At 66.5% G+C, this 12212-nt stretch carries 12 protein-coding genes; 10 read left to right on the forward strand and 2 right to left on the reverse strand.

From position 1 onward, the window contains the following. Positions 1–427 precede the first annotated feature (427 nt). The 7 genes from IEY84_RS05845 (at position 428) to IEY84_RS05875 (ending at position 6629) form a co-directional block, all read left to right on the forward strand. Positions 428–1738 carry an MFS transporter gene (locus IEY84_RS05845; protein WP_221208725.1) on the forward strand — a complete coding sequence of 437 codons (1311 nt, stop codon included), beginning with the start codon at positions 428–430 and terminating at the stop codon, positions 1736–1738. A 397-nt stretch (positions 1739–2135) separates the two neighbouring features. Further along, the gene (locus IEY84_RS05850) at positions 2136–3089 is read left to right on the forward strand and encodes an NADPH:quinone oxidoreductase family protein (RefSeq protein WP_183544681.1); all 954 of its coding nucleotides are present in this window, start codon (positions 2136–2138) and stop codon (positions 3087–3089) included. Continuing rightward, positions 3086–3610 carry a thioesterase family protein gene (locus tag IEY84_RS05855; RefSeq protein ID WP_183544679.1) on the forward strand — a complete coding sequence of 175 codons (525 nt, stop codon included), beginning with the start codon at positions 3086–3088 and terminating at the stop codon, positions 3608–3610. The genes IEY84_RS05850 and IEY84_RS05855 overlap by 4 nt, the downstream gene beginning before the upstream one ends. Positions 3611–3809: 199 nt before the next feature. After that, entirely contained in the window at positions 3810–4568 is a 759-nt protein-coding gene (locus tag IEY84_RS05860) for an SDR family oxidoreductase (protein ID WP_183544677.1), read from the forward strand. An 84-nt stretch (positions 4569–4652) separates the two neighbouring features. Continuing rightward, complete coding sequence (locus tag IEY84_RS05865) at positions 4653–5258, forward strand: HAD family hydrolase (RefSeq protein WP_221208724.1); 606 nt, start codon at positions 4653–4655, stop codon at positions 5256–5258. Further along, complete coding sequence (locus IEY84_RS05870) at positions 5255–6304, forward strand: phosphotransferase family protein (protein WP_221208723.1); 1050 nt, start codon at positions 5255–5257, stop codon at positions 6302–6304. The genes IEY84_RS05865 and IEY84_RS05870 overlap by 4 nt, the downstream gene beginning before the upstream one ends. A 19-nt stretch (positions 6305–6323) precedes the next feature. Beyond that, complete coding sequence (locus IEY84_RS05875; protein ID WP_183544673.1) at positions 6324–6629, forward strand: putative quinol monooxygenase; 306 nt, start codon at positions 6324–6326, stop codon at positions 6627–6629. A gap of 104 nt (positions 6630–6733) precedes the next feature. Here the strand turns inward: IEY84_RS05875 and IEY84_RS05880 are convergent, their stop codons facing one another. Continuing rightward, the gene (locus IEY84_RS05880) at positions 6734–7747 is read right to left on the reverse strand and encodes an NADP-dependent oxidoreductase (RefSeq protein ID WP_183544671.1); all 1014 of its coding nucleotides are present in this window, start codon (positions 7745–7747) and stop codon (positions 6734–6736) included. Further along, positions 7744–8238, reverse strand: a complete 495-nt coding sequence (locus IEY84_RS05885) for a MaoC family dehydratase (protein WP_183544669.1) — start codon at positions 8236–8238, stop codon at positions 7744–7746. The genes IEY84_RS05880 and IEY84_RS05885 overlap by 4 nt, the downstream gene beginning before the upstream one ends. Before the next feature lie 185 nt (positions 8239–8423). Here IEY84_RS05885 and IEY84_RS05890 point away from each other — a divergent pair, with 185 nt between their 5' ends. The 3 genes from IEY84_RS05890 to IEY84_RS05900 are packed head-to-tail and all read left to right on the forward strand — an operon-like array spanning position 8424 to position 12144. Then, positions 8424–9959: a class I adenylate-forming enzyme family protein gene (locus IEY84_RS05890; RefSeq protein ID WP_183544667.1), complete on the forward strand. Its 1536-nt coding sequence runs from the start codon at positions 8424–8426 to the stop codon at positions 9957–9959. Between the two features lie 57 nt (positions 9960–10016). Further along, the gene (locus IEY84_RS05895) at positions 10017–10787 is read left to right on the forward strand and encodes an SDR family oxidoreductase (protein WP_183544665.1); all 771 of its coding nucleotides are present in this window, start codon (positions 10017–10019) and stop codon (positions 10785–10787) included. A 13-nt stretch (positions 10788–10800) separates the two neighbouring features. After that, complete coding sequence (locus tag IEY84_RS05900; RefSeq protein WP_183544663.1) at positions 10801–12144, forward strand: MFS transporter; 1344 nt, start codon at positions 10801–10803, stop codon at positions 12142–12144. The last annotated feature ends 68 nt before the right edge of the window (positions 12145–12212 follow it).

Genomic DNA, 12212 nt, shown 5'->3' on the forward strand with positions numbered 1-12212 from the left:
GCCAATCGCGGCGCACCGCCCGCTCCCCGAGCCGGTGGGGGCTGATTGCCTGTGGGGCCGCATCGCCGAGAAGTTGCCCACGGGTCGGGGCCCATCGGCGAGGACGAGGAACGCCGGTCGGCTCTGCTCGCGGTGTCGGACTACGACCCCAGATGGCCTCCGGCTCTGCCAAAGAAGCGGTATGCGGCGCCAGCCGATGTGCGAGTCCTCGGAGGTACGCCCAGTCGGTGTTGACCCAGGACGAGTGGAGGCAAGCAAAAGGCTGATGATTTGTGTCAGCCGCGGGTCTACTGGGCGCCTGGTGCTGGACGTGTGACCGGTGGTGTCCTTCATGTGGCCTATGCCACAGGAACCCGTTGACGTCCGACGAGAGGTGTGACAGCGTTCGCCTTGAAGTTGAGCCCGACTTCATATTCGGAGGTGTCCCGTGTCAACTGAAACCCACCGCATCGCAACCAGCAAGGCGATCCGCAGTTTCGTGCCGCTACTGCTGATGGCCTACTTCATGGCCTTCGTTGACCGCTCGAACGTCGGTCTAGCCAAGAACGACCTCGAGGTCGACGTTGGGATCAGTGCCACGGCGTACGGGCTCGGCGCGGGGATCTTCTTCCTCAGTTACGCGCTGCTCGAGATCCCCAGCAACCTGATCCTCCACCGGATCGGCCCGCGGATCTGGATCGCCCGCATCGCGGTCACCTGGGGTCTGCTCTCCTCGGCGATGATGTTCATCAACTCCGAGCTGACCTTCTATATCCTGCGGTTCCTGCTCGGCGCCGCCGAGGCCGGCCTCTACCCGGCGCTGATGTACGTCGTCACACTCTGGTTCGCCCAGGAGGACCGCGCCCGGGTGGTCGGATACATCCTGATCGCCTCCTCGCTCGCGTACGCACTCGGTAACCCCATCGGCGGGGCCCTGATGACGCTGGAGGGCACCCTCGGTCTGCACGGCTGGCAGTGGCTCTTCTTCATCGAGGGCATCCCGGCCGTCCTCATCGGCATCGCGATCTGGTTCAAACTGCCCGACCGCCCGCACGACGCCACCTTCCTCACCACCGAGGAGGCCGACGCACTGGTCCGGGAGGCGGCCGTACCCGCTAAGGAGCAGATCCGCGGCAACCTCTCCGCCGGCTTCAAGAATCCTGTGATCCTGCTGGTTGCGGCGATCTACTTCCTCAACCAGGTGATCACCTACGGGACGATCTTCTTCGTGCCCTCCGTGGTGGAGGCGATGGGCGTCGACGGCTCCTTCACGATCGGCCTGCTGGCTGGTGCCATCGGGCTCGGCTCGATCCTCGGCGTGCTCGTCTTCCCGCGCTGGCTGCGCCGGGCCGGCAACGAGTTGCCTTTCATCGCGCTCGCCTCGGCCGGCACAGTGGTCTTTTCGGCGGTGTTCCTGCTCGTCCAGGTCTCCGCGGTGCAGTACTTCATGCTGATGTGCTCGGCCTTCATGTTCACTGGTGTGCTGCCGATGTTCTGGTCGGTCGCGATGGCCCGGGTGTCGGGCAAGATGGCGGCCGCCGTCCTCGCCTTCATCAACACCATCGGCCTCACCGGCGGCTTCGTCGGTCCCTACCTGTTCGGCATCGCCGAGGACCTCACCGGCGACCCGGCTGCCGGCTTGGTCGTGGTCCTGCTCTCCAGTGTGATCAGCCTGCTGCTCACCCCCCTCCTGATCTGGTCGGTACGCCGCGGCCGCACCGAGTACGCCACCGAGCCGGAGCCCGAGCCCAGCGCCTGACGACACGCAACGACGCTTTCGATCAACATCGGCGGTGCTGTCGGATCTCTGATTCCACCTGAGATCCGACAGCACCGTCCGAGGGTGACCCTTCGACGGCGTCAGTCTTCGCCGTCGCTTGGGCCGGCGGGTCGGATCAAGCTGGAGACGATCACCTGCATCGTCGAGGCCACCTCTGATTTCGGCCCTCCGCGGACTGCTGGAGGGCAACTGGCGCGCAGTCGAGAACACGCTGGTCATACCGGTCTCGCTGTTGAGTCCAGCCGAGGCCTTGGTGGCTGGCGCTGGTCAGGGTTGTGGTCCCTGGATGGTGTCGAGCATGCCGCAATCAACCGGAAGGGAGTGCGCGGCGAATCTCTCTTGAACATGGATTCATATTCATAATAAGGTCGGGGGCATGCGAGCGATCCAGATCACACGGCTTGATGGCCCTGAGTCCGTGGAGCTTTCCGACATCCCTGACCCCGTCGATGACACCTCGGTGATCATCGAGGTCAAGGCGGCCGGCGTGGCCTTCCCTGAGCTGCTACAGACCCGTGGGCTCTACCAGGTCAAGCCCGAGCTTCCCTTCGTACCCGGCGCCGAAGTCGCGGGAGTGGTGGTTTCCGCGCCGGAGGGCGCTGGGCTCGCTACCGGTGACCGCGTGGCGTCCCTGTGTCTTCTCGGTGGCTTCGCTGCGAAGGTCGCGGCCCGCGCCGATCTCACCTTCAAGTTGCCCGACGAGGTCACCTTCGAGGAAGGAGCGGCGTTCCTGTTCAACTACGCGACCGTCTATTTCGCGCTCATCGAGCGCGGTGAGATGAGGGAGGGCGATCGGGTCCTCATCCATGGCGCCGCCGGCGGTATCGGGACTGCGGCCATCCAGGTGGCCAAGGCATTCGGTGCGGGCACCGTGACTGCGGTGGTCTCGACCGACGAGAAGGGTCAGATCGCCACCGATGCCGGAGCCGACGAGTATGTCCTGGCCGACGGCTTCCTCGAAAGCGTCGGCCGCGCCAGCGTTGATCTCGTGGTCGACCCGGTTGGCGGCGACCGCTTCACCGACTCACTACGCGCGCTGCGAGAGCACGGCCGACTGCTGGTCATCGGCTTCACCGGCGGTTCGATCCCAGAGGTGAAGGTCAATCGACTTCTGCTCAACAACATCTCCGTGGTCGGTGTTGGCTGGGGCGCGTACTCCCTGGGCAGGCCAGGCCACGTCGCCACCCAGTGGGAGGCCATGCGGCCCCATCTCGCCAGCGGCGCGCTCAAGCCCGTTCTCGGCCCGACATTTCCGCTCGAGAAGGCGAGCGAGTCCCTGATCTCACTCGAGCAACGGTCCGCGACTGGGAAGGTGGTACTCACCGTATGAGCCTGACGACCCCGACGCGCCAGGGGCTTCCGAGCGTCGCCGCCGTCGAGACCCTGGGTCGCCCCTTCTCCCGTCTCGTACCGCCCGAGTGGAAGGACGAGAACGGTCACGTCAACGTGTGTCATCACTTCGCCTTCCACATGGACGTCAACATTGCCTGCTTCCGGCAGTTCGGCGTCGACGAGGCCTACGTCCGAGACCGTGGGCTCAGCACTTTCAGCATCGAGCAGAACATCCGCTACTACGACGAGGTGCTGGTGGGTCACCAGGTCAGCGGGTATGTCCGCATCCTCGACGTCAGCCCCAAGCTTGTGCACGCGATCTCGGTCGTCGTCGACGAGACCACCGGTCGGATCGCCAACACGGTCGAGTTCGTCGAGGGCCACGTCGATCTCACGACTCGGCGTACCACCCCCTGGCCGGCAGACCTGCTCAAGGCACTTGAGACGCGCCTCGCCGAGCACCGGGCCCTCGAATGGTCCCTACCACTCAGCGCTGGCGTAGGCCTGCGCGGCAACTGAGCGGCGAACCATGGCGCGCACGGCAGGAGCACCACCGCACAGCGGGTGCTCTCAGACATCACGGGACCAGGGCGTCGCGACCTCCAGGATCGACGCCGAGCTCGCGGCCCGTGCCTCGGCGAGCGCTCTGCCAGTTAGACCGATCTGAGGCGTTCTCGCGCTACAGACCCACCACACACCTGCATTCCAGAGGAGAACCATGAGCAACGAACCGCGCACCGCCATCGTCACCGGGGCAGCCCGAGGCATCGGCGCCGGAGTCGCCCAGCGTCTGGCGGCTGACGGCATGAAGGTCGTCGTCCTCGACCTCGACGAGGCGGCCTGCGAGCTGGTCGCCAAAGAGATCCGGGAGGCGGGCGGCACCGCTCTGGCCGCCGGTTGCGACGTCTCCGATGAGGCGGCCGTCAAGACCACCGTGGCCCGCGTCGTGGAGGAGGTCGGCGCGCCGACCGTGCTGGTCAACAACGCCGGCATCATCCGCGACAACTTGATCTTCAAGATGACCCTCGAGGATTGGGAGGCTGTGATGGCCGTCCACCTGCGGGGCTCGTTCCTCATGACTCGCGCGTGCCAGACTCACATGACCGAGGCCGGGTTCGGTCGCATCGTCAACCTGTCCAGCGTCTCGGCACTCGGCAACCGGGGTCAGACGAACTACTCTGCGGCTAAGGCAGGACTGCAAGGCTTCACGAAGACACTGGCGATCGAGCTCGGCAAGTTCGGAGTCACGGCAAACGCCATCGGTCCTGGATTCATCGAGACCGAGATGACACAGGCCACCGCGGCCCGGATCGGCGTGCCCTTCTCGGACTTCACTGCGATGGCGGCTGCAGAGATCCCAGTGCAGCGCACCGGTAAGCCCGAGGACATCGCCCACACCGCGTCATTCCTGGTCAGCGAGGGCGCCGGCTTCGTCAGCGGCCAGGTCATCTATGTCGCTGGCGGGCCGCGCGACTGACCTGGCCAGACGAGGAGACGAGCAATGAGCCCAGCAATGAGCCCAGCAATCACCCCAGCAATCACCCCAGCAAGACGCGCCGTCATGGTTGACTTCGGCGGCGTGCTCACCACGAGTGTGATCGAGTCGTTTCGTGCTTTTGGCACCGAGATCGGAGACCGCGACCTGCCGCTGCGGTTGCTGAGTCGCGGCGAGCCCGGTAGCGGCCTGATTGTGGCTCATGAAGAGGGCCGGATCAGCGCGGAGGAGTTCGAGACCGGCTTCGCCGCACTGCTCGGCGAGCGTGGAGTGCAGATCGAGTCCGCGGGCTTGATCGCCCGCCTCCAGGCCAAGGTCAATCCCGACCCCGACATGATCGCGTTGGTGGCAGACCTGCGCGCGGAGGGTCGGCCTGTGGGACTTCTCTCCAACTCGTTCGGCGCTGACCTGTACGACGGCTGGAACCTCTCGGAGATGTTCGACGCGATCACCATCTCGGGCGAGATCGGCGTCCGGAAGCCGTCGCGCCGTGCCTACAGGATCGCGTGCGAGAACCTCGGGGTCGAGCCGGAGGAGACCGTGATGGTCGATGATCTGCAGCAGAACATCCACGCCGCCGCCCGGATCGGTATGGGCGGCGTCGTCCACCGCGATGCCGCGTCCACCCGGGCCGAACTGGCGGTCCTGCTCACCGGGGCGGTGACCGCATGAGCACCCCCGCCTCTCCGATGACCAGCGGCAGGGAGCAGATCGCACTCGATGTCTCGGCGCTCGGGCGCTGGCTAGGTGAGAAGGGTGTCCAAGTCACGGGCGCGCTCACAGCCACCCGGATCGGTCTGGGCCAGTCCAACCTCACATACGCGCTCACGGACGAAGCAGGAGGACGGTGGGTGGCTCGGCGGCCCCCGCTGGGCACGCTGCTCTCTTCCGCCCACGACGTCGCCCGCGAGCACCGGATCCTCTCGGCGCTTGCGCCGACCGATGTCCCCACTCCCGGCGTGATCGGACTGGTCCAAGACCCGGCCGTCTGTGACGCGCCAGTGCTCGTCGTGGAGTTTGTCGACGGGTTGGTGGTTGACCGGATGTCGGTCGCCGAAGACCTCAACGACGCCCAACGCCACCGTTCGGGGCTCGAACTCGCCGCGGTCCTCGCCAAGCTGCACACGCTCGACCTGGCCGATGTCGGCCTGGCGGACCTCGCGAGTCACCAGCCGTATGCCCAGCGGCAGCTGAAGCGTTGGAGCCGGCAGTGGGAGGCCAGCCGCACTCGCGAGCTACCGACCCTCGACCGACTCACCGGCTGGCTACATGACCACGTCCCGACAGAGACCTCTCTGAGCGTGGTCCACGGCGACCTGCACATCCGCAACGTCATACTCGACCCGACGACGACCCAAGTGCGCGCGGCCCTCGACTGGGAGCTGTGCACACTCGGAGACCCGCTCGCCGACCTCGGCACTACGCTGTCCTACTGGCCAGAGCCGGCCGAGCCGTCGATCGGGATGTTCGAGGCCTCCCAACTGCCCGGGTTCGCGACGCGGCGGGAGATCACGTCGGCGTACGCCGCTGCCTCCGGTCGAGATCTCGACGCGCTCACTTTCTGGGAGGTCCTGGGGATGTGGAAGATCGCCATTATCTGCGAGGGCGTGCGCCGCCGCGCGCTCGACGAGCCCGCCAACGCCGCCGAGGGTGGCCCCCCGCCGGTCTCGATGGTCGACGGCATCGTCGATCGCGCGCTCGACCGCGCCCACGCCTGAGTTCACATAGGAGAGAACCTTGATCAACGTCACCGCCGCCATCACTGTCAAGCCCGGCCAGGGGCCGGCCCTCGAGGCCGCATTCGCCGCCGCCCGACCCGACACCTTGCAGGAGCCGGGCTGTTTGCGCTACGACCTGCAGCGCGTTCGCCGCAGCGACGACCGCTACCTCGTGCTCGAGACGTGGGCCTCGCCGGCTGCACTGAAGGAGCACGGCTCCACGGAGCGCTTCGCGGACTTCGGTAAGGCGCTGTCTGAGATCGTGGCCGGCGCTCCCGATGTCACCGTCTACGAGCCGGTGGGGGAGCAGGTCGCGCTCGGCTGACCGTGGCCAACCACGGTCATGGGGGCGCACCACCGTCGGCGATGCGCCCCCTTTTCGTGATGTCGGCTAGCTGGCAGCGCAGGCTCCCGTCACCGTCGGGTCAGCTAACTGACCGCGAGTACCAGCTTGCCGGTGTTGATACCCTTGAAGAGCCCGAGCAGGGCCTCGGGAAACGCCTTCACGCCGCCTTCGAGAACGGTCTCTCGAGCCACCAAGGTGCCGTCGTTGATCATCTGGCCGATCGTGGCGACTGCCTCGGGGTAGCGGTCCTCGTAGTCGAAGACGACGAAGCCGGTCATCGAGGCACGAAACACCAGTAGTGACATGTAGCGACGCGGGCCGTCTGGCAGCTTCTCGGCGTTGTAGCTTGAGACGGCGCCGCAGATCACCACACGTGCGTGCGGAGCCAGGTTGGCCAGGCCCGCGTCGAGGATCTCGCCACCGACGTTGTCGAAGAAGACATCGACCCCCTTGGGCGCAACCTCACGGAGGCGCTTGAGCGGATTTTCGGCCCTGTAGTCGATTGCTTCGTCGAAGCCGATCTCGCGCAGCCACGCGCACTTGTCCTGTCCGCCGGCGATGCCGATCACCCGGGCGCCGCGTGACTTGGCGACCTGGCCCACGATGCTGCCGACCGCGCCTGCCGCGCCTGAGACGAGCACGGTGTCGCCCTCGGCCAGTTTTCCGACGTCGAGCAGGCCGAAGTACGCGGTCATACCGGGCATGCCGAGTGCTCCGAGCCAGGTTGGAGACGGAGCGAGATCGGTGTCGATGCGCGCAAAGGTCTTGTCGTCGGCCGGGGTGCTCAATGCGTGTTCGACGACTCCGAACATGCCCGTCACCGCCGTGCCGACCGGGTAGTCGGGGTGCTCGGAGGCGACGATGGTACCCGTGCCCTGGGCGCGCATGACCTCACCAATGCCGACGGGCGGAATGTAGGAGCGGACGTCGTTGAGCCAGCCGCGCATTGCCGGGTCGAGGGAGAGGTGATCGACTTTGACGAGGACTTGGCCAGTAGTCGGGCCGGGCAGTTCGGCGGTTGTCACCTCCCAGGTGGCGGCGTCGGGGTAGCCCTGCGGCCGCTGGGCGAGGCGTACCTGAGTGGTCGTCGTGGTCACGCGCCCGCCTCGGCCGGGTGCTCGGTGAAGCGACCGATCGACTCGGCGACACAGATCGGCTTGTCGATGCCCTCGCCCTCGAAGTACTGGGTGGTGGTGATCTGTGCCGCAGCGCCGTCGGGCGTCGGGTCGACGGCAGTGATGGTCGCGCGCATGCGGACCTTGTTGCCGACGGGGCGCGGGTGGGGGAAACGCACTTTGTTGTAGCCGTAGTTGAGCGAGTGCATGAAGCCGTCGAAGGCCATCAGTTCTTCCATGAAGGCCGGACCGAGCGACAGCGTGAAAAGACCGTGGCCGATGGTCGTCCCGAAGGGGCCGGCGGCGGCGCGCTCGGTGTTGACGTGGATCCACTGGTGGTCACCCGTGAGGCCGGCGAAGGCGTTGATGTCCTCCTGCGTCAGGGTGTGCCACTCGGTCGGGCCGAGCTCGGTTCCGACCAGGTCGGTCAGCTCTTTGATCGTTGTCGGTCGAAGGATCGTGGACTCGGTCATGGGTTGGCCTCCTGAGAGTGGGCGGGAGGGGCATATGCCCGTGTGTGACGTGACACACGCTAGAGCATATTGAACATGATGTCATGTTTGACGAATGGATGCGATGTGCGTCACACTGCCGTCGGCGCCGGATAGTCGCCACAACGTCCCCGAGTGTCTTGAACGCATCGATGAAAGGCCGCAGCATGACCAACCTTGTCGGGCACATCTGGCGTCATGCCGACGAGAGCCCGGACCGCCCCGGACTCCGTGATGGCGATCGATCTTGGACTTTCGGCCAGATGCGATCACGGATCACAACCATCGCGACCGACCTGCGAGAGCGGGGCGTCGCCATCGACGACCGAGTGCTCATGGTCCTGCCCACCAGTGCCGAGTTCGTCTTCATCTACCACGCGCTGCTGTCCCTGGGTGCGACACCGGTGACCGTGAACCCGCTGTGCGCGCCGCGTGAGATCGAGTACTTCATCGAGGACGCTGGCTGCAGTCTCGCCATCAGCTGGGACGAGTCGACCGACGCGGTCGCCACTGCGACCACCGGCCGCGACCTGCCACTGTGGGTCGTCTCCTCCGGCGAGTTCGACGCACTGCCCGACGACGTACCCCCGGACGATCTGGTCGACGTCGACCCCGACCACGCGGCCGTCCTGCTCTACACCTCCGGCACCACCGGCAAACCCAAGGGTGCGGTGCTGACCCACCGCAACCTGATCTTTACCGGAGACGTCATCTCGCGCGTGCTCGAGACCGGGCCGCAGGACGTCATGGGCACAGCGCTTCCGCTCTTCCATGTCTTTGGGCAGGGATCGGTGATGGCCTCGGTGTACACCGCGGGCAGTTGCTTCTCGGTGATCCGTCCCTTTGATCCAGTGAAGGTGCTCGACACGGTCGCAGAACACCGGCTCACCGGCCTGTCTGGGGTGCCGACCATGTGGATGGCGATGCTCCACGCAGAGACTGATCGACGTCCTGAGGAGTTCGCCCAGCTGCGGGTCGCGTCCTCCGGAGGTGCGGCCATGCCGGTCGAGGTCGCCAAGGCGTTCAAGGCACGCTTCGGCGCGACCATCCTCGACGGCTATGGCCTGTCGGAGACCACCGGCGGCGGCACCGTCAACCTTCCAGAAGGTCTGCGCAAGGAGGGCAGCGTCGGCCAAGCGCTCCCGGGAACGAAGATCGCGATTCTCGATCCTCTGGGCAAGCAGCTGCCGGTCGGCGAGGTCGGCGAAGTCGCGCTGTCCGGCCCGATGGTGATGCGCGAGTACTGGAATCGGCCTGACGCCACCGCGGCCGCCCGCTCGGGCGAGTGGTTCCTGAGTGGCGATCTCGGCCGCGTCGACGACGACGGGCACGTGTACATCGTCGACCGCAAGAAGGACCTCGTCATCCGCGGTGGTTACAACGTCTACCCGCGTGAGGTCGAGGAGGTTCTGTACTCGCACCCCGCGATCCGTCAGGCCGCCGTGGTCGGCGTCCCTGACGAAAGACTGGGCGAGGAGGTGGCTGCGGTGTACGCCGTCGTCGACGGCGCCTCGCTCGAGCCCGGCGAACTCCGTGCCTGGCTGGCCGACAAGCTGGCCGCGTACAAGATCCCCCGGCTCTACCAGGAGGTCCAGGCCCTGCCCACGGGGGCCACGGGCAAGATTCTCAAGCGTGGCATTGACCGTAACAGTCTCCTTACCTCTGGCACGCGTACCAGCCGCCAGACCACGCCCACAGGCTGACCGTGCGTCGGCATCACGCCGCCGCTTCCACCGACGTCATCTCTCTCAAGGAGCCCCATGGAACTCGACAACCTCTTCTCCCTCGCCGGTCGCTCCGCGATCGTCACTGGCGGTTCGCGCGGCATCGGTCGAATGATCGCCGAGGGCTTCGTCCGCTCAGGCGTCCGCACCTACATCACCGCTCGCAAGGCCGAAGCCTGCGACCGCACCGCTAAGGAGCTCTCCGAGCTCGGTCACTGTGTCTCGATTCCGGCCGATGTCTCGTCGATCGCGGGTATCACCGATTTCGTCGCCGCCTTCCGCGAGCACGAGTCGAGCCTCGACATCCTGGTCAACAACGCGGGTGCTGCGTGGGCGGAGCCCTTCGACGAGTTTCCCGAGTCCGGCTGGGACAAGGTGATGGACCTCAACGTGAAGACACCGTTCTTCCTCACTCAAGCACTCAAGAGCGACCTCGTGGCGGCTTCGGGTACCCATCTGGCCAAGGTCATCAACATCGCCTCGATCGACGGCATCTCGCTCAATCCGCTCGAGACGTACTCCTACCATGCGTCGAAGGCCGGCCTGATCCAGTTGACCCGCCGCATGGGGGTGCGGCTGATCGAGGAGGGCATTGCCGTCTCGGCGATCGCCCCCGGCGCATTCGCCTCCAACATGAACAAGGAAGCCCGCGACCACGCCGACAAGATCGTTGGTCACATCCCTGCGAAGCGGATCGGTGCCACGGAGGACATGGCGGGCGCCGCGATCTTCCTTGCATCGAGGGCGGGCGACTACGTCGTTGGTTCGACGATCACGGTGGATGGCGGGGTGACCCACGCCCGGTGAACGCGCCTTCCCGGTGGTCCTCGATGAGGTTGGGGACCACCGGGAAGCGCGTCGGAATGCGATCCTGCTGGGCCTCATGTTCGGGCTGGCCAGTATGGGCTCATCCTCGGCCGCGGTCGCGTTGCCTGCGGTTGCCGAGCACTTCGACCTGGGCCTCGGGGTGGTCGCGTGGACAGTGAGCATCTACGTTCTCTTCCTTGCCGTCTCGACGGCGGTCTACGGCCGGGTGGCCGACCTCGTCGGCGTTCGGGTGCCGCTGTCCTTCGGTGTGTCGCTGATGACGGCCGGGGCCGTGGCCGCGGCGTTTGCTCCCACTTTCGAGATACTTCTGCTCGCCCGAGCCTTCCAGGGGGCCGGCGCGGCCGCCGTGCCCACGCTCGGCGTCACGCTGATTTCCGCGCGTTACTCCGGGTCTGTACGGGGCCTAGCCTTGGGCTGGTTGGCCGCCCTCGGGGCCGTGGTCAGCGGACTTGGGCCGCTGCTCGGCGGGATCACCGAGACGACTCTCGGGTGGCGTGCGGTGATGGCCCTTCCCCTGCTGGGGCTCATGGTTCTTCCGATGTTGTGGCCGATACTCGCCGGCGGTGGGTCCGGCAGCCGCCTCGACGTGCTCGGCGCGGTGCTCGTGGCGGTTACCTCGGCCGGATTGGTCTTGCTGGTCCAATCGCCGTCCACGGGGCTGGCTGTGGCGGGAACGGGTGCGGCCTTGCTGTTGGTCGGTGGCACGATGGTGGTCAGGCACGTACGCCGAAATCCGCTGGGCTTTCTTCCGCACGCAGTGATCTGCAACGGGCGCGTGGTCCGGCCAGCGCTCGCTGCGGCGGCCGCCCCCTCCTGTTGGTTCGCTTTGGTCGTGGCTGTTCCGGCTGTGCTGGTCGAGGAGGGGTGGGCGACCTGGCAGGTCGGCCTGCTGCTGTTGCCTGGAGCTGTGTTGGCCCTATGGGTCCCGCGCCTGGTGAGCAGGCTGCTCGCGACCTGGGGCGGCCCGACGGTGATCGCCATCTCCACGTTGTTTTCCGCGGTGGCGCTCGGCGTCGCCTCGGTTGGCTTGGCGCTGTCCGATCCGCTCTTGGTCGGGCTGGCGGCCGTGATCTTGGCGGTGAGCTTTGGGATGGGGCAGCCGGCCCTGATGACCACCGTCGGCGAGACGGTGGACGCCGACGTTCGGGGAGTGGCTCTGGGTGTCGCCACCCTGGTCTTCCTGGTGGGTGGCAGCGTCGGCTCCGCTGCGGTTGGCGGGCTGGGTGGCGTGATCGGCGTACCAGTCACCGTGGCCTGCTTGGTGCTGGTGCCGGCGCTCGGCCTGCTTGCGATTCTCGTCGACGTACGCCACGACCGCGCGGCAGCCGCAGGGTGATCAGGGTGGCGTTCGCCACACTGACCGGGCTAGTGTGTTGATGTTGACGTCAGTGTCAAATGCCTCGA

The organism is Nocardioides albus (assembly GCF_014648255.1).
Classification (GTDB): Bacteria; Actinomycetota; Actinomycetes; order Propionibacteriales; family Nocardioidaceae; genus Nocardioides; species Nocardioides albus.